At 32.1% G+C, this 23,406-nt stretch carries 26 protein-coding genes; 7 read left to right on the top strand and 19 right to left on the bottom strand.

Features of this window, described 5'->3' with window-relative positions:
- Positions 1-3 precede the first annotated feature (3 nt).
- Positions 4-567 (top strand): aminoacyl-tRNA hydrolase, encoded by a 564-nt coding sequence (gene pth, locus C4S29_RS05460; protein WP_103913141.1) that lies wholly within the window; start codon positions 4-6, stop codon positions 565-567.
- Between the two features lie 243 nt (positions 568-810).
- Here pth and C4S29_RS05455 read toward each other — a convergent pair whose 3' ends face one another.
- The 11 genes from C4S29_RS05455 to C4S29_RS05400 form a co-directional block, all read right to left on the bottom strand.
- Entirely contained in the window at positions 811-1,245 is a 435-nt protein-coding gene (locus tag C4S29_RS05455; protein WP_146063263.1) for a hypothetical protein, read from the bottom strand.
- A gap of 512 nt (positions 1,246-1,757) precedes the next feature.
- The gene (locus tag C4S29_RS05445; RefSeq protein ID WP_103913138.1) at positions 1,758-2,438 is read right to left on the bottom strand and encodes a hypothetical protein; all 681 of its coding nucleotides are present in this window, start codon (positions 2,436-2,438) and stop codon (positions 1,758-1,760) included.
- Positions 2,435-2,920: a hypothetical protein gene (locus C4S29_RS05440; protein ID WP_103913137.1), complete on the bottom strand. Its 486-nt coding sequence runs from the start codon at positions 2,918-2,920 to the stop codon at positions 2,435-2,437. The genes C4S29_RS05445 and C4S29_RS05440 overlap by 4 nt, the downstream gene beginning before the upstream one ends.
- A 371-nt stretch (positions 2,921-3,291) precedes the next feature.
- On the bottom strand, positions 3,292-3,864 hold the full coding sequence (locus tag C4S29_RS05435; RefSeq protein ID WP_103913136.1) for a Crp/Fnr family transcriptional regulator: 573 nt from the start codon (positions 3,862-3,864) through the stop codon (positions 3,292-3,294).
- 120 nt (positions 3,865-3,984) lie between these two features.
- The gene (locus C4S29_RS05430) at positions 3,985-4,620 is read right to left on the bottom strand and encodes a carbonic anhydrase family protein (RefSeq protein WP_103913135.1); all 636 of its coding nucleotides are present in this window, start codon (positions 4,618-4,620) and stop codon (positions 3,985-3,987) included.
- 22 nt (positions 4,621-4,642) lie between these two features.
- The gene (locus tag C4S29_RS05425; protein ID WP_103913134.1) at positions 4,643-6,250 is read right to left on the bottom strand and encodes a SulP family inorganic anion transporter; all 1,608 of its coding nucleotides are present in this window, start codon (positions 6,248-6,250) and stop codon (positions 4,643-4,645) included.
- A gap of 113 nt (positions 6,251-6,363) precedes the next feature.
- A complete protein-coding gene (locus C4S29_RS05420; RefSeq protein ID WP_103913133.1) occupies positions 6,364-6,657 on the bottom strand; it encodes a hypothetical protein in 294 nt (97 codons plus the stop codon).
- A gap of 190 nt (positions 6,658-6,847) precedes the next feature.
- Positions 6,848-7,516, bottom strand: a complete 669-nt coding sequence (locus C4S29_RS05415) for a carbonic anhydrase (RefSeq protein WP_103913132.1) — start codon at positions 7,514-7,516, stop codon at positions 6,848-6,850.
- Positions 7,517-7,607: 91 nt separating this feature from the next.
- Positions 7,608-8,162 carry a serine O-acetyltransferase gene (locus C4S29_RS05410; protein ID WP_103913131.1) on the bottom strand — a complete coding sequence of 185 codons (555 nt, stop codon included), beginning with the start codon at positions 8,160-8,162 and terminating at the stop codon, positions 7,608-7,610.
- Positions 8,163-8,188: 26 nt separating this feature from the next.
- Positions 8,189-9,352 carry a glycosyltransferase gene (locus tag C4S29_RS05405; RefSeq protein WP_103913427.1) on the bottom strand — a complete coding sequence of 388 codons (1,164 nt, stop codon included), beginning with the start codon at positions 9,350-9,352 and terminating at the stop codon, positions 8,189-8,191.
- 51 nt (positions 9,353-9,403) lie between these two features.
- A complete protein-coding gene (locus C4S29_RS05400) occupies positions 9,404-9,964 on the bottom strand; it encodes an acyltransferase (protein WP_103913130.1) in 561 nt (186 codons plus the stop codon).
- 48 nt (positions 9,965-10,012) lie between these two features.
- Between C4S29_RS05400 and C4S29_RS05395 the strand changes: the two genes are divergently transcribed.
- On the top strand, positions 10,013-10,243 hold the full coding sequence (locus tag C4S29_RS05395) for an acyl carrier protein (RefSeq protein WP_103913129.1): 231 nt from the start codon (positions 10,013-10,015) through the stop codon (positions 10,241-10,243).
- Here C4S29_RS05395 and C4S29_RS05390 read toward each other — a convergent pair.
- The 4 genes from C4S29_RS05390 to C4S29_RS05375 are packed head-to-tail and all read right to left on the bottom strand — an operon-like array spanning position 10,236 to position 14,341.
- Complete coding sequence (locus C4S29_RS05390) at positions 10,236-10,856, bottom strand: GNAT family N-acetyltransferase (RefSeq protein ID WP_103913128.1); 621 nt, start codon at positions 10,854-10,856, stop codon at positions 10,236-10,238. The genes C4S29_RS05395 and C4S29_RS05390 overlap by 8 nt on opposite strands.
- Complete coding sequence (locus C4S29_RS05385; protein ID WP_103913127.1) at positions 10,853-12,298, bottom strand: AMP-binding protein; 1,446 nt, start codon at positions 12,296-12,298, stop codon at positions 10,853-10,855. Before C4S29_RS05385 ends, C4S29_RS05390 begins: the two co-directional genes overlap by 4 nt.
- A gap of 31 nt (positions 12,299-12,329) precedes the next feature.
- Positions 12,330-13,496, bottom strand: a complete 1,167-nt coding sequence (locus C4S29_RS05380; protein ID WP_103913126.1) for a glycosyltransferase — start codon at positions 13,494-13,496, stop codon at positions 12,330-12,332.
- An 8-nt stretch (positions 13,497-13,504) separates the two neighbouring features.
- A complete protein-coding gene (locus tag C4S29_RS05375; RefSeq protein WP_103913125.1) occupies positions 13,505-14,341 on the bottom strand; it encodes a glycosyltransferase family 2 protein in 837 nt (278 codons plus the stop codon).
- Between the two features lie 114 nt (positions 14,342-14,455).
- On the opposite strand from C4S29_RS05375, the gene C4S29_RS05370 reads away from it, so the two are divergent.
- Genes C4S29_RS05370 through C4S29_RS05350 form a run of 5 tightly spaced genes read left to right on the top strand, consistent with a single transcriptional unit; the run spans position 14,456 to position 19,600 of the window.
- A complete protein-coding gene (locus C4S29_RS05370) occupies positions 14,456-15,226 on the top strand; it encodes a class I SAM-dependent methyltransferase (protein ID WP_103913124.1) in 771 nt (256 codons plus the stop codon).
- Positions 15,227-15,233: 7 nt separating this feature from the next.
- Positions 15,234-16,952, top strand: a complete 1,719-nt coding sequence (locus C4S29_RS05365; protein WP_103913123.1) for an HAD-IIIC family phosphatase — start codon at positions 15,234-15,236, stop codon at positions 16,950-16,952.
- A gap of 3 nt (positions 16,953-16,955) precedes the next feature.
- A complete protein-coding gene (locus C4S29_RS05360) occupies positions 16,956-17,195 on the top strand; it encodes an acyl carrier protein (RefSeq protein WP_103913122.1) in 240 nt (79 codons plus the stop codon).
- 37 nt (positions 17,196-17,232) lie between these two features.
- On the top strand, positions 17,233-18,666 hold the full coding sequence (locus C4S29_RS05355) for an MBOAT family O-acyltransferase (RefSeq protein ID WP_103913121.1): 1,434 nt from the start codon (positions 17,233-17,235) through the stop codon (positions 18,664-18,666).
- Positions 18,653-19,600: a hypothetical protein gene (locus C4S29_RS05350; RefSeq protein ID WP_103913120.1), complete on the top strand. Its 948-nt coding sequence runs from the start codon at positions 18,653-18,655 to the stop codon at positions 19,598-19,600. The genes C4S29_RS05355 and C4S29_RS05350 overlap by 14 nt, the downstream gene beginning before the upstream one ends.
- On the opposite strand, the gene C4S29_RS05345 is transcribed toward C4S29_RS05350, so the two are convergent.
- Genes C4S29_RS05345 through C4S29_RS05330 form a run of 4 tightly spaced genes read right to left on the bottom strand, consistent with a single transcriptional unit; the run spans position 19,597 to position 23,381 of the window.
- The gene (locus tag C4S29_RS05345; protein ID WP_103913119.1) at positions 19,597-20,535 is read right to left on the bottom strand and encodes a glycosyltransferase family 2 protein; all 939 of its coding nucleotides are present in this window, start codon (positions 20,533-20,535) and stop codon (positions 19,597-19,599) included. The two genes, C4S29_RS05350 and C4S29_RS05345, sit on opposite strands and share 4 nt — an antisense overlap.
- A complete protein-coding gene (locus C4S29_RS05340) occupies positions 20,536-21,354 on the bottom strand; it encodes an FkbM family methyltransferase (protein ID WP_103913118.1) in 819 nt (272 codons plus the stop codon). It lies immediately after the preceding gene.
- Positions 21,355-21,357: 3 nt separating this feature from the next.
- Positions 21,358-22,440, bottom strand: a complete 1,083-nt coding sequence (locus C4S29_RS05335; protein WP_103913117.1) for a glycosyltransferase family 47 protein — start codon at positions 22,438-22,440, stop codon at positions 21,358-21,360.
- Positions 22,437-23,381 (bottom strand): glycosyltransferase family 2 protein, encoded by a 945-nt coding sequence (locus C4S29_RS05330; RefSeq protein WP_103913116.1) that lies wholly within the window; start codon positions 23,379-23,381, stop codon positions 22,437-22,439. Before C4S29_RS05330 ends, C4S29_RS05335 begins: the two co-directional genes overlap by 4 nt.
- Positions 23,382-23,406 lie beyond the last annotated feature (25 nt).

Here is a 23,406-nt window from a genome sequence, read left to right as displayed (position 1 = left end):
ATTTTGAAATACCTCATCGTTGGTCTCGGAAATAAAGGCGAAGAATATGCAGAAACGCGCCACAACATTGGTTTTAAAGTCGCAGAGAAAATTGCGGAAACTTTAGAAGTACCTTTCAAATCTTCTAACTTTGGTCTTTTAGCAGAAGGAAAATACAAAGGCAGAAAAGTGTTGATTTTAAAACCCGACACTTATATGAATTTGTCTGGAAATGCAGTGAAATTTTGGATGCAAAAAGAAAATATTCCTTTAGAAAATATTTTGATAATCACTGATGATTTAGCTTTGCCATTCGGGACTTTAAGATTAAAAATGAAAGGTTCAGATGCGGGACATAATGGTTTGAAAAGTGTTGCAGAACAACTTCAAACCCAAAATTATCCGCGCTTGAGATTTGGGATTTCTGCCGAATTTTCTGAAGGAAAACAGGTTGATTACGTTCTCGGAAAATGGGAGACGCAAGAAAAAGAAAAACTTCCCGAAAGAATCGAGAAGTTTTCTAAAGCCTGCTTGTCATTCGTTTTTGCAGGAATTGGAAATACGATGACGGGTTTTAATGGGAAGTAAAACTTTTCTCCTAAAATATCTTCTGGGAATCTATATTTCTACTATTTTATTCACAGGTTTTCTAAAGTTTAAAATGATTAAAGTTACAGAACTTATTATAAACATAACAGATGGAATTATAAACCAATTTGTTATTCTTTCATAATTTATTGGGTTTAAAATTCCCATATATGCAATCGCAACTAATAACAAAGCAATAAAACTAAGCAGATTACAAAAATGAATAAGGCAGAAACATGGGGGTTATTTTTCAAGATTATCCTTTTTTGTGGGTTTTCTAAAATTCAATACGATTAGAATTATAGAACTTATTATAAAAATAGATGTTGGAATAATGAAATCTAATGAAATTCTTTTATAATTATGAGGGTCTAAAATTCCTGTCAATAAAGGAATTATTGCTAATAATGCAATAAAACAAAATAATAAAAGATACCTGTCTTTATATTTCCTGCAAAGTGAAAAGGTTATTAAAGTCCCAATAATTGGAATTGTGATAACCCCTTCCCAAAAAATACCGAAACTTGGGAAATGAGTGATATCATGAAAGAAAGCAAAAAAATACATTAAAATTAGACCAAAATTAATTGTCCCGTTCTCCTGAATACCATTAATAATGAGAAAAGAAACAATAGCAATTATTTTTAAAATTTTTATAGGAATTTCTTTTTTTGCCACAGGTTTTCTAAAACTTATTCTAATCAGCAATAAAATTAATAGAGCAGTGAAGATTACAAAAATGAATAAAGCAGAAAGATGTGGATTATTTTTCATGTTAGTTTTTTATTGTCGGTTTTCTAAAATTTAAAATAACTAACCAGACAGAACTTATTATGAAAATAGATGCGGGAAATAAGAAGCCATTCGTTAATTTATTGTAACTGTCAAAATTTAAAATTCCTGTCATGAAAATTATTGCAATTAATAAAGCAATAAAGCAAAATAACAACAGATATCTGTCTTTATAAAATTTACATTTTGAGATAATTATAAGTGTTGCAATAGTAGGAATAGAAAGCGAGCCTCCTTCCCAAAATATTTTGTGGTAATTAGCGAAAGTAATAATGTCATGTATAAATTGATATAAATATAATAACAAAATGGCAAAATTTAGATTTCCATGCTCTCCAAGTCCCTCAGAAAAAAGAAACGAGGTAACTAAAACAATTTTAAGAATTTTTACAGTCATATTAATTACAGGTTCTATGGGTTGAGGATGCAGTTCCATTTGCAAAATGACCAATTAAAGTAGCAACATCATCGGGAGTATTTACTCCTGCAGTATTATTAGTGAGTCCGATTAAATTCAATACACTTAAAACAAAATCCGAACAATTGCTAAAACCGAGATTATAATTACTATTTGAATATGCTAAAGCAGTCGCAATTATTTGTTGCAATTGTGTTGGTGTAATAGAGCCCGCATCCCATGCATTTGTGTAAGGATGTCCACTATCATCACCAAAAATACCTGGGCCAATTAATTGTTGAGCATATCCATTTTTAGGATAAAATCCGAAAGTCATTGTATTATTTCCTTGAGTAATAGTAATAAACGCATGTCCTGCTAAACTTGAACTGCCCATTTGCGCTGCATAAATTGTCAAATTTGCAGATTGCTGAATATTGAAACAACTTAAAAACTTCTGCATATCTGCAATTGGTATTTTTGGTGGAGGAGGCATTGTTAAACCTGAATTATCTCCATTGTTTCCGCCACCGCCACCGCCACCGCCGTGACCACCAACCCCGTCGCCATAATTTGGGCTTATATCGCCATCGCCTCCACTACAGCCAAGTAACATGATTGGTTCAAAAGTACCGTCATCATACCACCAGCCAATGTACGTGCAAATTACGGGTGCGTTCATAATTTTTCCACTGATATAGTTTTGCCACCAAGATTAAAACTACTAACAATTTTATTATCTTTATCAAAAACCGCGATTTTATTTGGGAAATTATCTTGCATTTGATTATAGGTTATTTTATTATTTTGTATATTATTTCCGTTAGAAATAAGTAAAAAATAAAAATCCCATTGATTAGAAGTTTTAGATTTTCGCAATAATAATCTTGCACTGGGCTTGGATAATTCGTCTCCAATTTTAGCGCCGATTTTATCATTTAAAATCAAAGGAATTTCGACAGCATCATATTCTGCGCCATTACTAACGATTGGATTTCCCCATTCAATTTTTGAAGCATATTTTAGAATTGAAAATTGAGGGCTTTCTTTTTGAAATGCTTGCTTGGCTTCGCTAGATAATTTTTGGTTTTCCGTTGGAAAACTTACATTTTCATCGTTTCTACAACCAAGAAAAATAGCAACAAATAAAGTCGCACCTCCCAATAATTTTAATAGTTTTTTAGAGCCTGTTTAAATTTATAATTTATTTTTACCATTAAGGAATTAAGCCATTTTCGCTTAAAAAACTTAATAAAAATCAATTTATTGATTGCTTAATCAGAATAAACTTAACTCACTGAAATTCTTAATGTTAAATTTAAGAATAAACAGAGTTTATTTTAATTTAGAAAATTAAGAAAAGGCTATAAAAAATTTATTGAATGAAATTTAAACAGGCTCTTAGTCATCGTAATGATTTTTAGGTTAATAATTGATTTTTTAATGTTTGTTGTAAAATATTCACTGATATTACATTAACAAAATTCTAAAAATCAAAAAGAGAAAACTGTGACAGAAATCACAGTTTTCATTTGTTACAGAAATTTTTTGTTCCTTACAAAGGTTTCCCTAGTGATGCCTAAAAAAGAAGCAATTAAACTATCATTTACACGATTAATTAAAAAAGGAAAATCATTTTTTAGATGATTAATTTTTTGTTCAACATTTTTGGTATTTAGATAATGAAATCGTTCTGTTAGAAGTGCGTAATACTCCTCTATAATATCTGCATAAATACATTTTAGGTTTTTTGATGAGTGCATTAGTTTATCAAAATTTTCTTTTGAAATAGACAATATTTCAGCATCTTCAATACATTCTATGGTCTCATTATTTTCCGCGAAGCCGTTAAAACTAATGATATTGGTTAAAAAGCGTCCTTCACAAGTAATGATTGTTGTAATCTCGTTTCCCGTTTCATTAATAAAAAAATCACGTAATAAGCCAGAATTCACAAAGAACAACTTATTACAGGGCGTGCTACTTTTTATTAAGACCTCTCCTTTTTTAATTTTCAGAGCTGTGAAAAAATTTTCAAGATTTGTTTCTTCTTCTTTTGAAATCTTATCATAACTTTTAATTGTATCCAATAATTTTTCATGTTCCATGCTATATCTCTTTTAAAAAAAATAATTTCCAACGTAAAGGTATTATAAAATGAAATAAATAAAAAAACTGCCCCAAAATTTTGAGACAGTTTGATATGATTACTATAAAATTTTATTTTTTTAAATCCAAGTCACTTCGCCAGTTTCTACGTTATAATTGGCGCCTACAATTTTTATTTTGCCTTCTTTTTCTAATCTTTTTAGTGTAGAACTTTGGTGTCTAATATCTGCGATTGTTTTCTGGATGTTGCAGACATTCAACCTTTCTAGCAAATCTTCATTGGAAGAAGAACGCTCTTCATCAGTTTTAATAATTTCTCTAATGCAAGGATCAAAATGATAAACCAAATGGTTGAGATTATCCATTCCTAAATCTTCAAGTTTTTCTGCATCTAAACCGCCTTTTAGAGCGCCACATTTTGAATGCCCGAGAACTACGATTACTTTAGAACCTGCAATGTTACACCCAAATTCCATAGAACCGAGAATGTCTTGGTTTACAAAATTCCCTGCAATTCTGATACTAAATATATCTCCCAAACCTTGGTCGAATAAAAGTTCGGCCGAAGTTCGGCTATCAATACAACTCAAAATAACAGCAAAAGGCCATTGTCCTTCCTGCGTATCATTTACTTGTTCTAAAAGATTTCTGTTTACTTTTAAATTGTTGATGAATCTTTGGTTGCCTTCTTTTAAAATTTGAATGGCTTTATCTGGTGTTATTGTAGATTGTGTTTCTATTGTATGTGCTTTCATTTTATTTTTTTATTAAATTGTATTAAATCGCTCTTCTGTGCGCGATGGTAACATGAGAATGTTGATCATTTTCATAATCTTTATATGAGGTTTTAAAACCTAGCAATTCCACTTTTATATCTTCTTCTTTTGCGCGTATATTTGCAAAATCCTGTATCATTTCTAAAACATCTGTAGTAATGTAAGACGTGTTTTTTGCATCAATGGTAACATGGGAGCCTGGTCTGATGTTTTTCAAGGTTTTTTTAATGGCCGCTTTATTTAAGAAAGAAACTTCTTCTGAAAGTTTTAAGTTTACTTCATCTGCGTCTTCCAATTCCTTTCTGCTAAAGTAATAGGCTCTTTTCATATTTCCTTGCAAAATATAAATAATGGAAATCGCCAAGCCAATCCCAACTCCCTTCAATAAATCTGTAGCAACAACGGCGATGATTGTAGCAATAAACGGAATAAATTGGTATTTGCCCTTGCGCCAAAAATTCTTAATTTTTTCAAAACTTGCGAGTTTGTAACCCACCAAAAGTAAAACCGCCGCTAAAGTTGCCAACGGAATTAAATTCAATAAAAAAGGAATTGTGAGCACGCATATCAAAAGTAAAAGTCCGTGCATTATGGCAGACGATTTATTGGTAGCGCCAGAATTAGCATTTGCCGAAGACCGAACCACCACAGAAGTCATGGGTAAACCACCAATAAATGCACTAATCAGATTTCCAATTCCTTGCGCCTTTAATTCTAAATTTGTATCCGTAATTCTTCTGCGAGAATCCAAGCGATCCGAGGCTTCAATGCATAATAATGTTTCAATAGAAGCGACAATTGCAATTGTGGCACCCAAAATCCAAATTTTAGGATTTAGAAAACCGGCAAAATCTGGCAGCACAATTAAATTTTTAAAATCTGCTGCGGTTTGTGGTACCGGAAGTTTTACCAAATGCTCGCTGCCGATCGCAAACGCACTTCCTGTTGCGGTAAAAATTGAATTTAAAACAATCCCAAAAATTACGGCTACCAAAGCACCAGGAAGTAATTTTATTTTTTTTAGCGCTGGAATTTTATCCCAAGCCAAAAGAATAGCCAATGAAACCACTGTGATGATAATAGCACCTACTTGAACTGATGAAATTAAATTAGACAAATATGCAGAGATAGAACCTAAATTATAACCATTATCAAATAAACTCTGATGGCCTTCAAAATCTTGGTCGTAACCTATCGCGTGGGGAATTTGTTTTAAAATAATTATCACGCCGATTCCTGCAAGCATCCCTTCAATCACATTTGTTGGGAAATAATTTGAAATACTTCCCGCTCTTACAAATCCCAAAATCAACTGTATTAATCCTGCAATTAAGCCGGCACAAAGAAACAATTGAAAACTTCCCAGTTCTGTGATTGCACCTAAAACAATTGCTGCTAAACCAGCTGCAGGACCAGAAACTGAAATATGTGAATTGGATAAAAACCCGATTACTAAGCCACCAACAATGCCGGCAATCACCCCAGATAAAGGTGGGGCTCCTGATGCTAATGCAATTCCCAAACATAGAGGCAACGCCACTAAAAACACGACCACCGCAGAGGGTAAATTTTCTGTAATCCCTCCTATAAAGCCTTTTGCTTTTTTCATATAAATTTAATTTTTTTTGATAAATACGATATTGAAAAGCCTACATCACGGTGATGCGGGTTCAACAATCTTTGGCAGAAATAAAAATTTTGCCAAAATATTAAAGAAAAAGATTAAATTTCCGGAGGGGGAGAAAATATAGAAAGGTAAGCCGATAAGTTTACGGCATCATCAAATAGGAAAAAAGACTTTTTTGTAAAAACATCTACGAAAAAGGGTTCAAAATCACTAATATCTAGAACTTTTGGAAGTGATTTCTCGTTGATTACCAAGGGCGAATGTTGTGATTCTTCTTCCGAAAGCACTATATTTGTCTTCGCTATTTCCAAATGAAATAATGTGGCGATACTGGGTAAAGCCATAAAATTCACAAAAACAAGTAAAACGATAATTGATAAATACTTCATTTTCCTTTTAAGAAGTTACAAACTTAAGTAGATTTTTTTATTAATCAAACCGCATTATAGATTATATCTAAATATTAACACATTTTAATATTTAAAGACTATAAATATAAAACGAAAATATTTTTACATTAAAATTGTTAGGGCTTTGGCTACATATTTTGGCTGAAACGAAAAAGAATATTTTAAAATATTATTTCCTCTTTCGGCTCATCACCCAATTAGAATCCGTAAGGTTATAGATTTTTTGAATGTCTTTCAAGATTTTTTCAAAATCAATTTCCAAATCTATCAATTTTCCCGTTCCCATATCGAAAACCCAGCCATGCACAACGGGATATTCATCTAACAAATATTGCTCTTGCACGACGGCCATTTTTATAACGTTGATGCATTGTTCCTGCACATTAAGTTCCACCAATCTATCGTAGCGTTTGTGTTGATCCTCAATTGCGTCTAATTCTGTTTGATGCAGCCTGTAAACATCACGAATTGTTCTTAACCAAGGATTTAATAATCCAAAATCTTCTGCCGACATCGCCGCTTTTACACCGCCACAGCCATAATGACCGCAAATTACAATATGTTTTACTTTCAAATGCTCTACCGCATACTGAATTACCGCCGTTGAACTCATGTCTAAAGTGTTTACTACATTCGCAATATTACGATGCACAAACAATTCGCCCGGTTGCATACCCATCATTTCTTCCGCAGAAACTCGGCTATCTGAGCAACCAATATAGAGATATTCGGGTGTTTGGGTTTGAGCAAGAATTTTAAAAAAATCTTGATCTTTTTCTAATTTTGATTCTAACCATTTCTTGTTATTTTCGAAAATAGTTGTGTATGATTTTTCCATTTAGGCAGGTTTGAGGTTTTAATTTGAATAAGTAAACAATACAAAAATAAGTGCTAAAGATATCATAAAAAAGTTTGGGATAACACTTTTATTAAATTTTATGATTAATATAGCCCAAAGTAGCGTTTTCATTTAGCGTAAAAGTTGCCGGATTTCCCATTACAACTGCATTTGCAGGAATATCATAATTTACGTACGCATTTGGTGCAATCAAAACATTATTTCCGATTTTGATATTTCCAACAATTACTGCATTCGGGCCAATCCAAACCTCATCGCCAATTTCTGGTACGCCTTCATTTTTACCACGATTGGCTTGTGCGATGGTCACACCTTGCGCAATATTGCAATTTTTACCAATTTTCGCTTTAGGATTTATCACTAAACCACCATAATGCCCGAGATAAAACCCTTCACCAATCTGCGTTTCTGGGTAAATCTGGAAACCATATTTTATCTGAAAATGTCTTAAAACTAAACGCCAAAACATCCCAGCGAAGGATTTTTTAGAATACTTTTGTGCTATTCTTAAAAGATAAATAAAATGCAAATTGGGATTGATGCATTTCTTCCAAATTTGAAAAGTGGAAAGATAAGCACCACTTTCGCGGTAGAAATCTTTTTGGATAATAGTTTTTTCAGACATTTGAGCAAAGATAAAAGAAAAAATTTTTACAATTCGTCTATAATTTTAATGATAGAATTTACCGAGTTTTCTAGATTAAAAGGCATTTTATAATGTTCTAAATTAGTTTGATAAACATCAAAACTTTCGGGCTTTTGCAAGGCTTTTTTCATTCCAAAATAAATACCATCTTCAGAATTTTCGACAATCAAACCTAATTTTCCGTGCTCCAGCATCTCATTTACGCCAGAAACATCAGTCGCAATAATGTTCTTTTTTAAAGTTAATGCTTCAAACAAAACTGTCGGAAAACCTTCATACCTTGAACTTAAAATGTAGAAATCCGCCATTTTAAAATAAGGATAAGGATTGTTTGAAAAACCAAGCATTGTTGCGCTTTCTGAAATATTTAATTCTGAAATTAATCTTTTAATATTTTCAAAATCATAACCGTCGCCCACTATTAAAACACGGTGTTTCAGTCCTTCATCTAAAAGTTTTTTGTGAACTTTGAGCAACCTATCAAAACCTTTTTGTGGAAAAACCGTCCCCACAGAAACAAAAATTGGAACATTTTTTATGAGTGATGATTGCTGAATGATGAATGATTTTTCACTTTTCTCTAAAATTTCTTCCGTATCTAATGGATTATAAATCCGAACGATTTTATCTTTTTCGTTTTCGTTTTTAGCCAATTTTTCAAAATCTTGCTGTATTTTTTCGGAAATCACCATAATTTTATCAAAGCCAAAAAACTTCCTAATTTCGTTGTCCGTATAATTGTGAAAATGGGTTTTCCTTAAATCGTTGTGGATCCAAACCATTTTTTTTGATGCTTTTTGTGGCGAATTTAATATATCATCGCGCATCCCATGAATGGCAGCAAATTCTACATCGTACTTTTTATTTTTTAAAATAAAACGATACAAAAGTTTTGGAAAAATTTTCAATATTTTTTGGTAAGAAACACGCAAAACCTTGGTTGGTATATCTTTCGGGCGATTTGTGGGGATCATTTCGCCTTTAATTAAATAAAAAATACGCACCCAATTTGGAACTTCGGGTAAATATTTTCCGGAAAAAAGGTTCAAAAGCAAATCAACCTCATACTTTTCTGGCGGAAGATTTTTCAGAAAAGTCACCAATACTTTTTCTGCACCGCCGTGGCGAAGCGAACCAATTCTGATGAGGATTTTCTTTTTTTCAGCCATTTTCGTGTTAAGTTTTTCGTGTTTTCTTAACACGTTTTATTTTAATAATTTTTACTTCGCCACTTTATATTTCTCAATGAGATTTTTTTTCAACCAATCATTCAGTTTTTTTCTGTCTTGTTCCAATTCTATCGGATAATTAACATTGGTTTTCAATAAAAAATCGCCATAATCTTCAATTTCACACACATATTTTGCTGGATTTCCTGCAAAAACGGTATTTGAAGGCATTGATTCTGAAAGCACAGAATTCGCACCTAAAATACAATTATCTCCTAATTCTACATCTTGCAAAATCACGCAATTGCTTCCCACAGCACAGTTTTTTCCTATTTTTATTCTTCCAAAATTTCTAACTTCTTCATAACCTGCAATTTTGCGCATATTAACGGTTGCGCCAGAATGTGTTACAAAAGTGGTTCCCGAAGCAATTCTACTTCCATCGCCAATTGTAACCAGAAATGGCTCCGAACCAAGGGAAACGCCATTTCTAATACTTACATTTTCACCTAATTTCAAACCGTTGTTGATGCAGGTTTGAAGATAAACCTTGTGTTTAAAATCATCAATTAAAGTGAAAATTTTATTTATAATTCTGTACAAAATATTCATAAGGCAAATTTAAAATAATTAATATATTTGCAGACAATAAAAAACACGATGACAAAAGAGCAATTTTGTGAACTTCTACGCAAAGAATTGGGCGAAGAATCTAAAATCACACCTGAAACTAATTTTAAAGAATTGAGTTCTTTCGGTTCGTTAACTTCGGTTTTAGTGCTGCAATTAATTGAAAACGAATTGGGTACAACATTAAACCCTAGAAGTTTCAGAACTATAAAAACGGTAAATGATATTGCAGAAGTTGTTGCGCCAGAGGTTTTTAGTTAATTTTTTTTACCATAATTAATTTTTCCGCTGACGGATAAAACCTCGGTGGATTCTCGTCAATCTTTACTTCTTTAAACTTCTCAAAGCCCAATTTACGATAATATTCTATGGCATAATCATTAGTACTAAAAACATTAATATATACTTTTTCTGAATTTATTTTTTCAATACTTTTCTGTATTAATGCTTCTGCAACACCTTTTTTTCTAAAAAACTTTGATACGAAAATATATTCTACAAAACTTTTATTTTCGCTAATTGCCCTGCTGTCGGGCAAAGTTTGCGCATTATTCATAAAAATTTTTAAGACGTCGCTGCTAAGATGAATGGGGAAAAGTTCACCTTTATTTCTGTAATAATCTTGATTTGTAAAAATCTTGGAACAACATCCTGCAATTTCGCCATCAATTTCTGCCACCGCAAAACTATTTAACGATAATTCGGTGTCAAAATTTTCTTCATCGTTAAAAAAAGCAGAGAGAATTATCTTAGTTTCTTCACTTTCTGTCCCGAAAAGATTATTGTAACTATTGCTATTTTCCGTTTTTTCAATTTCTAAAATTCCGTCTATAATAAAGGGAATATCTTCTTTCTTGGCATTCCGAAGCATCATAAATTATAGTTTTTTTTCAGTTGTGGTCTATCAATTTTCCCCGAAGTATTGTGCGGAAATTCTGCAATTTTTATCACTTTGGAAGGAATGGAATAACCGGCGAGATTTTGGAGCAAATAATCTAATAATTCTTGCTCTTTAATTTCTAAATCATTAGTAAATAAAACCAGAAAATCGTTACCATTGCTGTCTTTAGAAGTTGTGGCTAGACTTATGCCTTGTTTCAATTTTTGGTTGGCAAAAAATTCTATTTCAGATAATTCTACCCGAAAACCATTTATTTTGGCTTGAAAATCTATCCGGTTGGTGTAGAAAAAATCACCATCTGTGTCTTTCAAGCAATAATCACCGGTTTTGTAAAATCTGTTTCCGTCAATTTCTAAAAATGTCTCTTTGGTTTTGCTTTCATTTTCCCAATAAAATTTGGTTAAAAGTTGCCCCGAAAGTAAAAGTTCGCCTTCATCAGAATTTTCATCAATGAAACTCATAGTGCTATTTGGAAGCGATTTCCCAATGCTGATTATGCCATTTTTTTCTTTAATATTTTCATTAATTTCATAAAATGTACAAAAAATAGTATTTTCTGTGGGACCGTAAACATTATAAATTTTCGCATTTGGAATAAAACCGCGCCAATTTTCTATTTGTTTTACCAATAATGCTTCGCCGCAAAATAGATTTAGCCGAAGACTAGAATTTTTTATGCTATCGTCTAAATAAGGAAAAATTAAATTTAAAATACTTGGAACCATCAATGCGACCGTTATTTCATCGGCTTCCAAAAGATCGAGAATTTGCAAAGATTTTGTTTCTTTTTTATGAAGCCCGACTACTTTTGCACCGTTCAACCAGGGGATTAAATAACTCATTACCGATAAATCAAACGTGAGTTCAAACATTTGCAAAACGCTATCTTCAGGCGATAATTTCCCAAAAATTTCGTGAAAAGATTCCGAAAAATAATATAAATTTGAAAAGGTAATCGGAACGCCTTTCGGGTTTCCCGTGCTTCCAGAAGTAAACAAAATGTAAGCGTTATTTTCTAAAGCTGAATCTTTTGGCGGCGTTGGAATTTTATTAAAATCTTTCCGAGAATCGATTAATTTTAAACCAAAATCATCCTTAATTTCAATGGAGGTTAAAACGGTTTCAATTTTTGCTTGCTGAATTACGCTTAGATTTTTACTTAAAGGAAATTCTGGATGCAACGGAACGTAGGTTTTTCCTTCATGCCAAACGGCTAAAATTGAAGCATACATAAAAACATCATCTGACAAATAAATACCAATATTTTGTGAATTTACCGCCTGAAGTTGATGCCTGATTTGCTCAGAAAAATATAAAACTTCACTGTATTTAAAATTTTCACCATCAATAGAAATACAGATTTGATCGCTGTTTTGCGAAAAAGATTGGTGTAAGTTTTTTATAAAAGAATTCATTTAAAATTGTGTTTTTTAGGCTAAACTATTTTTATTTTTCTAAAAGTTCAAATAACATTTCTTCTACACTTTTGAAGATTTTTTCGTTATCAAACTGTTTTTCAATGCTTTGCAAATTAATTTTAATTTCGGAAACTACAGCTTCATTCGTTAAAAACAATTTCATCGCAGCACACATCTCATCTTCTTCATAATTAATAAGATAGCCTGTTTTTCCGTGCTGAATCATCAATTCTAAATCACCACATTTTGTTGCAATAATTGGTTTTTGCAAAATTAATGCTTCTGCGATTACCAAAGGCCAGGCTTCAGATTGGGACGGAAGAATGAAAAAATCGGCTTGCTTGATGTATGGATACGGATTCATTTTATTCCCAAGCAAAATAAAAGATTTTTCCACCTTGTTTTCTTTAATTAATTCTTCTAATTTCTGCCGATGTTCGCCTTCGCCTACAATTAAAATTTTGTGTGGAAATCCTTCTGCGACAAGTTTTGCGTGCGCCAAAATCAGTTTATGATAGCCTTTTCTAAAATGCAATCTTCCAACCGAAACAAAAACTGGACTTTCTGGGAAATCGGCCATTTTTTCTGCGGCTTTACTTTTAATCTCTTCAATCGGAATGGCATTGATGATCACTTTCTCGCGCGGATAATTTAGGTTTGGATGATGCTCGTGCATCAAATTTTTGATTTTTTCCGAACAATAAACCATTTCATCAAACTGCGGGAATTGTTTTAAAATATTAGGAACCAAAGGCTCAAAACCGGCAACGTTTATTTCAGAATGAAACCAGCCAATTTTTTTTGATTTTTCGTTGCTAGAATTTAAAACCATTTCGAAATCGTTGTAAGTCATTCCAATTTCAATATCGAAATGCTCTTTCAAATATTTTATATCAACAATTGAAGGCTCTTTTCTGAGTTGTTCTAGTTTAATTTTTCGCTTTAAAAGTTGAAATTTCTGAATGATTTTATTTTTAGAAAAATCTTCTCTTCCATCTGTTAAAAAGACTTTTCTTACGTGCGCAGGAAATTCGTCACGCAATTCGCCTTGATTTAGATTTAGACAAACAGTAATTTCGAATTTGTTTTGGTCTAGATTATTGATGATACTGAGCATCACTTTTTCTACGCCACCCATTTCCATAGAGCGGTGGCGAAAGAGAATTTTTATTTTTTTGTGTTCTTTGGCAGTCATTATTTTAGTTAAAATAAAGATTGAAAAATAACCTTTAATTTCTTTTTTATTCGATAAGGAATAGAATTTTGATAAACTAATAAATCGAAAATATCTTTAGGAGTCGTAAACTTTTCAGGGATTTGCTTGCCATTAATGCTTTTTAAACCGCGCCGTTTCATTGCATTAAAAATAGCAACGGCCCAGAAATCATAAGATTTTTGTTTATTTTCGTTCTGAGAAATGCCGCCAGAATGGGCGCGATAAAGATAATCTGTTTGATTTACAAAATAAACTTTCCCTTTTTCATACATTTTAAAATACAAATCTTGGTCTTCTGCTATTTTTAAAGTTTCGTTCATTTTTTCGCATTTCAAATAGACCGCTTTTTTAAAACCCACAAAAGGTGCAATTTGAATAGGACAATTAAAAAAATTTTTATCCCCGTTTGGAACTTGCATTGCAGCGCGAAATTCTTCTAAAGGATTCAAGTTTTCATCACATTTCACCAATCGCGAATACGTTAAAACTGCTGATTTTTTTGTCTTAAAAATGTCTATGGAAGCCTGCAATGCATTTTCTAAAATGGCATCATCTGGATCGAGGTAGCCGCAAATTTCGCCATTTGCCAAATCAATTAATTTACTTTTGGTAAATCCCACACCTTTATTTTCTTTGTTTTCATAAAAACGAAAACGAGAATCGCCCGAAATGATGTCTTTAATAATGGCAACCGAATCATCTGTAGAAGCATCATCCAAAATTACGACTTCCCAATTTTGGTAACTTTGCGCGCAAATGCTTAAAAAACAATCCTTGAAAAACTTGCCATTGTTATAATTTGCTATTAAAATTGAGAATTTCATTGCAGACTAAAATATTATCGTTTTTTATGGAGAAAATGGTTTAATAGACGCACAAATATAAAGATTTTCTGTGTTAGTGATTTTTCGCTATTTTTGTGAACAAATAAAAACACAGTGGGCGAAATTTTACGGGTAAGCAAAACTTTAATAGGATATTTAAAAAGACCAGATCTTTACCCTGAATTGGGAAGAAAAATCATTAAAAATATTTTTAATAGAAAAAGCGCCTTTCGCGGAAAGCAAAAAACTTTAACTTGGGCAAATTCACAAGCGACTACGCAAGAAAATGTGATCAAAAAATTATTCGACATAAAAAGCATCCCTTTTGCGGAAGTTTTTGCAGAAGATTTTAAAATTGCCACTCAAAAAGAAAAAGATTGCCCTATAAAAATGGGCGGTCCTGGTGCATTAGAACTTATTTATTACGCTTGCGAATTTACAAATGCAAAAAGTGTAATTGAAACTGGCGTTGCATACGGTTGGTCTTCGCTGGCCGCTTTAGTTTCTGTGGAGAAAAGAGATGGCAAACTTTACAGTTCAGATATGCCGTATTTGGGGCAAAACGGTGATCAATACGTAGGTTGTATAGTGCCAGAAAATTTAAAAAAATTCTGGAAACTTCACCGCCAAGCCGACAGAGAATCTTTACCAAAAATATTTGCAGAAAGTGCAGTTTGTGATGTTGTTCATTATGATTCTGATAAAAGTTACGAAGGCAGAAATTGGGCGTATGAGCAACTTTACAAATCTTTAAGAAAAGGCGGCGTATTCATCAGTGATGACATTGGCGATAATTCTGCGTACCAAGATTTTTGCGAAAAACATTCGATAAAAACGGAAGTTATTGAATATGAAGGAAAATATATTGGTGTTTTTGTAAAGTAAAAATTAGATGAAAACCTTCACACAATTAAAGAAAAATTTAAGTAAAAATACCGACGGACTAAAAAAAGTAAAAGTAGCCTTACTCGGCGATACGGCGACGCAATTTTTAAATGTTGCGCTAAAAGGAATCGCATTTGATGAAGGTTTTGATTTAGAAATTTTTGAGGCAGATTTCGGGCAAATTTCACGGCAGATTTTAGATCCAACTTCAGAATATTATGAATTTGAGGCCAATTACACGATTATTTTTGAATCTTCGCACAAATTATTAAGCCTTTTCTATAAATCTTATAATTCTCCATTAGATTTTGCTCAAAATAAAATAAATGCAATCGAAGAACTTTATTCTACCATCCAAAACCGCACAAAAAGCAAAGTGATATTTTGCAATTTCCCAGGAATTGACAACCAGGTTTTTGGAAATTTTGCTACGAAAGTAGAATCTTCATTTGTATTTCAGCAAAATAAACTCAATTATTTATTGCAAGAATTAGCGGTAAAAAAAGATAATCTTTTTATTGCAGATTTGCTTTCTATTCAAAATAAATTCGGCAGAAATTTTATGTTCGCTCCGAATATTTATGTGAATACAGAAATGGTTTTATCGCTTGACGCTTTGCCAATCGTGGCTCACAATATTTTTAGCATTTTGGCTTCATTGGAAGGGAAATTTAAAAAATGTATTATTCTTGATTTAGATAACACCACCTGGGGCGGAATAATTGGCGATGATGGTTTAGAAAAAATCCAGATTGGGAGTTTAGGGATTGGAAAGGTTTTTACGGAACTTCAATATTGGGTAAAAGCCTTGCAAAAACGCGGAATTATAGTTGCTGTTTGTAGCAAAAATGACGAAGACAAAGCAAAAGAGCCTTTTGAAAAACATCCAGACATGGTTTTGAAATTGGAAGATATTGCCTTTTTCGTTGCCAATTGGGACAACAAAGCCGATAATATCAGAAAAATTCAAAATGTATTAAATATCGGGTTTGATTCTATGGTTTTTTTAGATGATAATCCGTTTGAGCGCAATATTGTTCGGGAAAATTTGCCCGAAGTTTGTGTGCCAGAATTACCCGAGGATCCAGCGGAATATTTAGAGTATTTATATGGATTAGATCTTTTTGAAACCACCAGTTTTTCTGAAAACGACGCCGAAAGAACGAAGCAATATCAAGTAGAAGCGCAGCGCGTGATTGCTTTGGATAGTTTCACGAACCTTGAAGATTTTCTTAAAAGCATGAATATGGTTTCGGACGTTCAGGCGTTTAATAATTTCTCAAAACCAAGAGTTTCACAACTTACGCAACGTTCGAATCAATTTAATTTAAGAACCATCAGATACACGGAAGAGGAAATACAAACCGTGATGAATGATGAAAATTTCCACACCATTTCTTTTACTTTAGAAGATAAATACGGTGATAATGGCTTAATTTGCGTGATTATTTTAGAAAAAATAGATTCAGAAAATGTTTTCATTAATACTTGGCTAATGAGTTGCCGAGTATTAAAACGAGGTATGGAAGATTTTACATTAAATACAATTGTAGAATTGGCGAAAGAAAAAGGCTATAAAAACATCATCGGAGAATACATCGCAACCGCTAAAAACCAAATGGTAGAAAAGCATTACGAAAGATTGGGTTTTGTAGAACACGAAAATAAATGGCTTTTAAATATTGAAAATTATGAGCCAAAAGAAGTTTATATTTTAAAAAAATAAAAAATGACAAGAGAAGAAATTTTAGAAAAAATCACCGGGATTTTCCGTGAAGAATTAGAAAATGATGACATCGTGCTTTCTGCAGAAACCACCGCAGACGATGTTGAAGAATGGGATTCTTTGTCGCACATACAATTAATTGTAGCCATAGAAAAGGCTTTTAAAAAAAGATTTACCTCGTCGGAAATCCAAAGTTGGAATAATCTAGGCGAATTGATGGATTCTTTAGAAGCGAAATTGTAGGACAAACTTGGTTTAATTTTTACATTTATTATTTAAAATGCTTTTAAACTCTTATCATTTCATCTTTTTTTTCATAGCGCTTTTCTTTATTTATTGGCGTTTGGCGAAGACCAACAAAACCCAGAATATAATTTTATTAATCGGGAGTTATATTTTTTTCGCAATTTGGTCTTACCAATTTATTTTGCTCATTTTCGGCACTTCGGTTGCGACTTATTTTATTGGCAAACAACTACTTATCGCAAAAGATACGGAGAAAAAATGGTGGTTAAGATTGGGCGTTTTAGTTGTTTTGGGGCAATTAATTTATTTTAAATACACCAATTTTTTTATTGAAAATTTTAATGATTTGCTTAAAATTTTCCATTCTAAAGGCAATATTTCTACTTTACAATACATCATCCCGATTGGGATTAGTTTTTATTCTTTCCGGATGCTGGGTTATTTATTAGATATTAAAAATAGAAAATTAAAAGAATCCAAATCGCTTTTAGAATATTTGGTTTATGTCGCGTTTTTCCCTTGTATTATTGCAGGACCTATCGATCGCTCTTTTGTTTTTTTAAATCAATTAAAAGAGAAAAGAATTTTTAATGCCACGCTTTTCAGTTTGGGTTTAAGACAAATTCTTTGGGGACTTTTTAAAAAATTAGTAATTGCAGATCAAATTGCGGTGATTACCACAGAGTTATTTTCAAAATATGAGGGTTTAAACGGAAGCGCATTATTTGTGGGGATGATTTTGTATTTCATCCAATTATACGCAGATTTTTCTGGTTATTCTGATATGGCAATTGGGATTGGCAAATTGTTGGGCATCAATGTTCAGAAGAATTTTAATTTCCCATTTTTTGCACAAAATGTGGCAGATTATTGGCGAAGATGGCATATTTCTCTTACTTCTTGGGTTACAGATTATGTATTCACGCCGCTTTCTATTCAGTTTAGAGATTATGGAAAATTCGGATTAATTTTAGCGATTATCATTAATTTTATCATCATCGGTTTTTGGCACGGCGCAGAATGGCATTATATTTTTCATGGTTTAGTGAGTGGCATTATGTTTATCCCATTAATTTTAGGTGGAAAAATGGGTAAAAAAATAAAGCCAAATCTAAATATTTTGCCCACTTTTAGAGAGGCAAAAAATATGATAATTACCTTCATTTCTTTCGCGCTTTTGCAAGTGCTATTTTTCTCTAAAAGTTTAGAAATGGCGCTGCATTATTATAAAGGTATTTTTTCATTATCGTTTTTTCAAAAGCCTAATTTTCAATTTCAGCGATTTGTTGCAATATTAATTATTTTTATGATGGCAATAGAATGGCTCACGAGAAATCAAGAATTTCCGACTGCTAATTTCCTAGATTCTAAACCCAGAATTGTGCGGTGGGGATTTTACTATGTGTTGGTTTTTCTGATATTTTTATTTTATTTAGCACCAAAAGGATACATTTATGCACAATTTTAGAAATTCTATATTAAAATTGGTGCTTTTTTCAATAGTGCCTTTTGCCGTAGTTTGCTACGCCGTTTATCTCACCGGGAAAACGACGGATGATTTTTATAAAAGATTTACTTCTCCCCAACAAAATGCACTAATTATAGGGAGTTCGCGCGCGGCAGGTCTGAGCCCAGCAATAATAGACAGTATTGTTAATAAAAAATATCCCAAGGTTAAGTTTTATAATTATGCCTTTACTTGGGGGCATTCTCCTTATGGCCCCGCGTATTTGGAGTCAATCAAAAAGAAATTAAAAACAGATACGAAAAACAGTCTTTTCATAATTTCTGTGGAGCCGAGTACTTTAATGGTCGATAAAAACAAACCAGATTCGCCAGAGTATTATTTTGAAAACGATAAATCGCTTGCCGAAACTGACTTTGTAAACTTAAACCCAAATATTCCTTATTTATTAGAAAATTATGATTTTTCTATTACAAAGGTTTTAAATGATAAAATTCGGCCACCTGTAAACCCGATGGCAGAAGTAAAAATTTTGGATAATGGCGAAGTAGATGTCATTAGTTTAAAAGATTACCCGCCAAAAAGGAAAGTGGTAGAAATGAAACGAAAAATGATTTTATTTCAAAATCTTATTAATGGCTTGAAATGGTCTGAAAACAGAGCGAAATATTTAGAAAAAACAATTGAACTTTTGCAACAGCATGGAAAAGTGATTATGGTAAGAAACCCGATTGATTCTACGCCCTATAAAATTGAGCAAACAAGAATACCAGATTTTGATGAAAAAATGGAGCAAATTGCCAAAAAATATAAGGTGAGTTATACTGATTATAATCTCGTTCCAAATGATTATAAATACTTAGATTTGGTGCATTTGAATAAAAAATCCAGGTATGAATTTTCTAAAGTTCTCGGCAAAAAATTATTGGAAAATTAAAATAAATCTTTTCGGAAATTAATATTATACAAGCCCGAGCGGATGGATTGAAAATCTAGAAAAAAATATTTCACAATCATCGCCCATTTTTTAACGAAACCAGCATTTGCAATTTCGAAACTGCGCTGTGTTCTTTCTATGTGTTTTTTATATTCTTCTGGGAAATTTGGCTCGTTTTCTGCCCAATTTTTTAATTGATTCCACATTAGAATTTTTGTGCTTGCAGGTTTTACTTCTTTCGTCTCGATTTTGGTAATTCTATTGTTTTCGTGAACGCCACGAATGGCGATTGCTTCATCATTTATGCCTGTAAATAATTTTAAATAATAAGAAAGCCTTATCGTAAATTCTGTATCTTGGTGCAATCGCAAACTTGCATTAAACAAATTTGGCATTTTATAAAGCGCAGATTTTCTGATTGTTAAAGTATCGAGATGAATTAAGCCAAAACTTCCGCGCAAATTCATTTGGCCCGGACAAACGTCTTCCGGCTTTGCTTTTTTGTAAACCGTATCTAATTTTTCTTGGTAAATATGAAAATATTGTTCTCGTGCTTTTTCAGAATAATATTTTACGCCAATTGCGCCGTAAACGCCTTCTACTTCAGTATTTTTAAACAATTCTTTTTCAGCATCAAAACGATTTGGAAGATAAAAATCATCTGCATCCAAAAAAGCAACAAAATCTCCCGATGATTTTTCTATTCCTAGATTTCTACTCGCACCTGCGCCATGGTTTTTTTTGTCGGGATGTTGATATAATTTTACACGAGGGTTATTTTCTGCTAATTTTTTGCAAACTTCCAATGCATTGTCTGGCGAATTATCTTCCACCAAAACCACTTCAGAAACCTCCTGAAATTGAAGCGCAGATTCTACAGCTTGCGTAATAAATTTTTCTGCATTATAAACGGGAATGATGACGGAGATTTTCATTTATAGCGCAGGTTTTATAATCCAATTGTCTTGGCTATTGGTATCTAAATCTGCTTTAGACAAGGTTTTGTTATTATTTCTACTGAAAACCGTAAAATCATTGTCTATAAAAAAATCAAAAACTTCATTTCTTGTAAAAGAGCCTTCTTTTTCTATCCAATCTGGGTTATATTCCATAAAAATAACAGGTTTGTCACGCAATATTTTTTCTTTATTTCCCAATATCACTACCGATTCGTAGCCTTCTACATCCAATTTGAGGACATCTATTTTGGTGTCGCCAAGTAGATTTTGAAGTGTATCAATATGCACTGTCATCACTTCAGAATTCGGATTTTCTCTTTCAACAAACGAACTTGTACCTGCATGATTCGTTACAAAATTAAAAGATTTTTCCTCTTTTTTACTCCCAACTGCTGTATTAAAAAGATGGATATTTTTGTAATTATTTAAGCCAACGCTTTCTTTAAATTGTTTAAAAACTGCCGGAATCGGCTCAAAAGAATAGACATTTTTGCAGTAGGATGCCATCAGTAAACTGTGCTGCCCAATATTTGCGCCAATATCTACAAAATTTTTAGAAGAATCTAATTCATTAAAAATATCATCTACTATTTCTTTTTCATAAATGCCATTTTTAAAAATCTTCAAATCTACATGTCCAAATTTTCGGTTCAACACAATTTTGGTTTTTTTATCCCGATAATTGATTGTAAATATGGTTTTGCTATCCAAAAAGGTGATGTTTCTTTTCCTTTTAATAAAATTAACGATACCTTCTTTAAATAACACATTATAAATAAGCGTTGTGGTTTTCATAGTTTATTTTTTAATTAATTTTACACTGCGCTCACTTGCATTAAGATAAATCGGATGCTTTTCAATGTTATCTAAAATGTTTTTCCCTGCAGACTTTGGATGAAGAAAATTATTGTAATATATTTTTGCATTTTCTTCTAAATTTTTTCTTTCTTCATTGCTTTTTTTAAAAAGTTGATTGGTTAAAATATTATCTAAATCTAATAAATCTTCAAATATAATGGCATTTATACCATTTTCAAGTGGTGGATAAATAGTTTCAGCATAATTTTTTTCGATAATTGGGACACATCCGGCCGACATTGCTTCAATAAAATTATGACTTAAAGGCGCAAAAACACCTGGAACACAAAGAAAATAGCGAAAATTAGACAAATATTTTCGTACTTCTTTCATCGGTATTTGGAAATTAGATTTTTCAACAAAAATGAACTTTGTATCACATCCATTTCTAAGTAAATCATTCAAACTCTCCTGATTGTCAATACTAATAAAGTCCTGTTTTTTACTGAAAAATTCTATTAAATCTGCTCGGTTCAATACTTCAAAGGGATATTGATCTATGGTTTTATAAACGCGTCGATCAAAATTCCCAAAAGTAAATATTGCATCAACCCGCTCATTGCGCTTGGCTAAGGGCTCATCCCAAAGATTTTCGGCGTACATATTCGGATGAAAACTCATCGGAATGTGATAAGAATTCTTTTCAACATTACTATCTTCAAAAAAAGTTTTATAGTAATCCGCACTAAACATTTCATCTTTTAATTCTACAAAACTCGAATTTTTCTTGGTGTTTTTTATAATTAATAAATCGTTTTCTTTAAACAAAAGCGCCAAATAGGGATCGCCAGTTCGTAAATTTCTAAATCTACTGAATGACATTGGGTAAAATACCGAATAACCTCCTAATTGCAAAGTTTTAACTAAATTATAAAAATAGCGGTGGTACAAATTTGGATTTTTAAAACTTATAAATATTTTTTTGTTCTCATTTACTTTTGGCGAATGAAAATATTTAAGATAAATAAAAAATCCAATATCTTGTATTAAGGCTAAAATTTGCTTGATTCTCTTTTTAATCATAAATGCTTCTTTAATGCAACAAATCTATATCTTGTTTTTAATAAAACTGGGTTGAAAAGTGAATTTGTAACATAAGTGAAATATTTTGAAAAGCCCGTTCTAGTAGCAATTCTATAACTGATGTAGCGATTTTTTATAGTTTTTTTTAAAACTGGACTCAATTTTTCTTGCTTTTTACTCCAAATATAGCGCGATTCGTACAGCAAAAACATGTTTCTAAAATAGGTAGAAGAATATTGCTTTACTTTCGTGATTCTATTGTCATCGTGCACACCTCTTATTGCAACCGCTTTATCTATAATACCAGATTTTAAATAAAGATGATAAGACATTTTAACGATAAAATCTGTATCTTGATGAATACGTAGTTTTTCATTAAATTTTAACTTATTCTTTTTAATATTTTCGGCTTTTACCGTTAAAGTATTAAGATGAAAAAAGTGCCCAAATCCTTTTCGAATTCCCATTAATCCTTCAAAAACTTGCGCACCTTCCGCAGGATATTTTACAGTAGTTAGAGTCACTTGTTTAAACTTTTCTTGAAACTCTTTTTTTCCTTTTTCTGAAAGAAACTCTGTTCCGATTGCGCCAAAAACACCTTCGATTTTAGGGTCTTTAAACAACTCTTTTTCTGCCTCAAAACGGTTCGGAAGATAATAATCATCGGCATCTAAAAACGCAATAAAATCTTGTGTAGCCTTTTCTAAACCAAGATTTCTACTGGCACCAGCGCCGTGATTTCCTTTGTCGGGATGTTGCAATAAAAATATTTTAGAATTTTCTGCGGCTAATTTTCGACAAAGTTCCAAAGAAGTATCTGTAGATTTATCTTCAATTAAAAGAATTTCCTTCACCTCATCATGTTGCAGCGCAGAATTCACTGCTTTCTCTAGGAAAACTTCTGCGTTGTAAACTGGGATGATGACGGAGATGTTTAACATTTTATTTTTTTACTTATTTAAACCT

Source organism: Halpernia humi (genome assembly GCF_900108025.1).
GTDB lineage: Bacteria > Bacteroidota > Bacteroidia > Flavobacteriales > Weeksellaceae > Halpernia > Halpernia humi.
The sequence above is the reverse complement of the archived record's forward strand: the minus strand, read 5'-3'. Positions and strand labels throughout refer to the sequence as shown.

Bases quoted from the DNA above. Each gene is read 5' to 3' on its own strand.
- C4S29_RS05445 (WP_103913138.1), bottom strand. From the start codon at position 2,438: ATGAACGCACCCGTAATTTGCACGTACATTGGCTGGTGGTATGATGAC.
- C4S29_RS05435 (WP_103913136.1), bottom strand. From the start codon at position 3,864: ATGGAACATGAAAAATTATTGGATACAATTAAAAGTTATGATAAGATT.
- C4S29_RS05430 (WP_103913135.1), bottom strand. From the start codon at position 4,620: ATGAAAGCACATACAATAGAAACACAATCTACAATAACACCAGATAAA.
- C4S29_RS05425 (WP_103913134.1), bottom strand. From the start codon at position 6,250: ATGAAAAAAGCAAAAGGCTTTATAGGAGGGATTACAGAAAATTTACCC.
- C4S29_RS05420 (WP_103913133.1), bottom strand. From the start codon at position 6,657: ATGAAGTATTTATCAATTATCGTTTTACTTGTTTTTGTGAATTTTATG.
- C4S29_RS05415 (WP_103913132.1), bottom strand. From the start codon at position 7,516: ATGGAAAAATCATACACAACTATTTTCGAAAATAACAAGAAATGGTTA.
- C4S29_RS05410 (WP_103913131.1), bottom strand. From the start codon at position 8,162: ATGTCTGAAAAAACTATTATCCAAAAAGATTTCTACCGCGAAAGTGGT.
- C4S29_RS05405 (WP_103913427.1), bottom strand. From the start codon at position 9,352: ATGGCTGAAAAAAAGAAAATCCTCATCAGAATTGGTTCGCTTCGCCAC.
- C4S29_RS05400 (WP_103913130.1), bottom strand. From the start codon at position 9,964: ATGAATATTTTGTACAGAATTATAAATAAAATTTTCACTTTAATTGAT.
- C4S29_RS05395 (WP_103913129.1), top strand. From the start codon at position 10,013: ATGACAAAAGAGCAATTTTGTGAACTTCTACGCAAAGAATTGGGCGAA.
- C4S29_RS05390 (WP_103913128.1), bottom strand. From the start codon at position 10,856: ATGATGCTTCGGAATGCCAAGAAAGAAGATATTCCCTTTATTATAGAC.
- C4S29_RS05385 (WP_103913127.1), bottom strand. From the start codon at position 12,298: ATGAATTCTTTTATAAAAAACTTACACCAATCTTTTTCGCAAAACAGC.
- C4S29_RS05380 (WP_103913126.1), bottom strand. From the start codon at position 13,496: ATGACTGCCAAAGAACACAAAAAAATAAAAATTCTCTTTCGCCACCGC.
- C4S29_RS05375 (WP_103913125.1), bottom strand. From the start codon at position 14,341: ATGAAATTCTCAATTTTAATAGCAAATTATAACAATGGCAAGTTTTTC.
- C4S29_RS05365 (WP_103913123.1), top strand. From the start codon at position 15,234: ATGAAAACCTTCACACAATTAAAGAAAAATTTAAGTAAAAATACCGAC.
- C4S29_RS05360 (WP_103913122.1), top strand. From the start codon at position 16,956: ATGACAAGAGAAGAAATTTTAGAAAAAATCACCGGGATTTTCCGTGAA.
- C4S29_RS05355 (WP_103913121.1), top strand. From the start codon at position 17,233: ATGCTTTTAAACTCTTATCATTTCATCTTTTTTTTCATAGCGCTTTTC.
- C4S29_RS05350 (WP_103913120.1), top strand. From the start codon at position 18,653: ATGCACAATTTTAGAAATTCTATATTAAAATTGGTGCTTTTTTCAATA.
- C4S29_RS05345 (WP_103913119.1), bottom strand. From the start codon at position 20,535: ATGAAAATCTCCGTCATCATTCCCGTTTATAATGCAGAAAAATTTATT.
- C4S29_RS05340 (WP_103913118.1), bottom strand. From the start codon at position 21,354: ATGAAAACCACAACGCTTATTTATAATGTGTTATTTAAAGAAGGTATC.
- C4S29_RS05335 (WP_103913117.1), bottom strand. From the start codon at position 22,440: ATGATTAAAAAGAGAATCAAGCAAATTTTAGCCTTAATACAAGATATT.
- C4S29_RS05330 (WP_103913116.1), bottom strand. From the start codon at position 23,381: ATGTTAAACATCTCCGTCATCATCCCAGTTTACAACGCAGAAGTTTTC.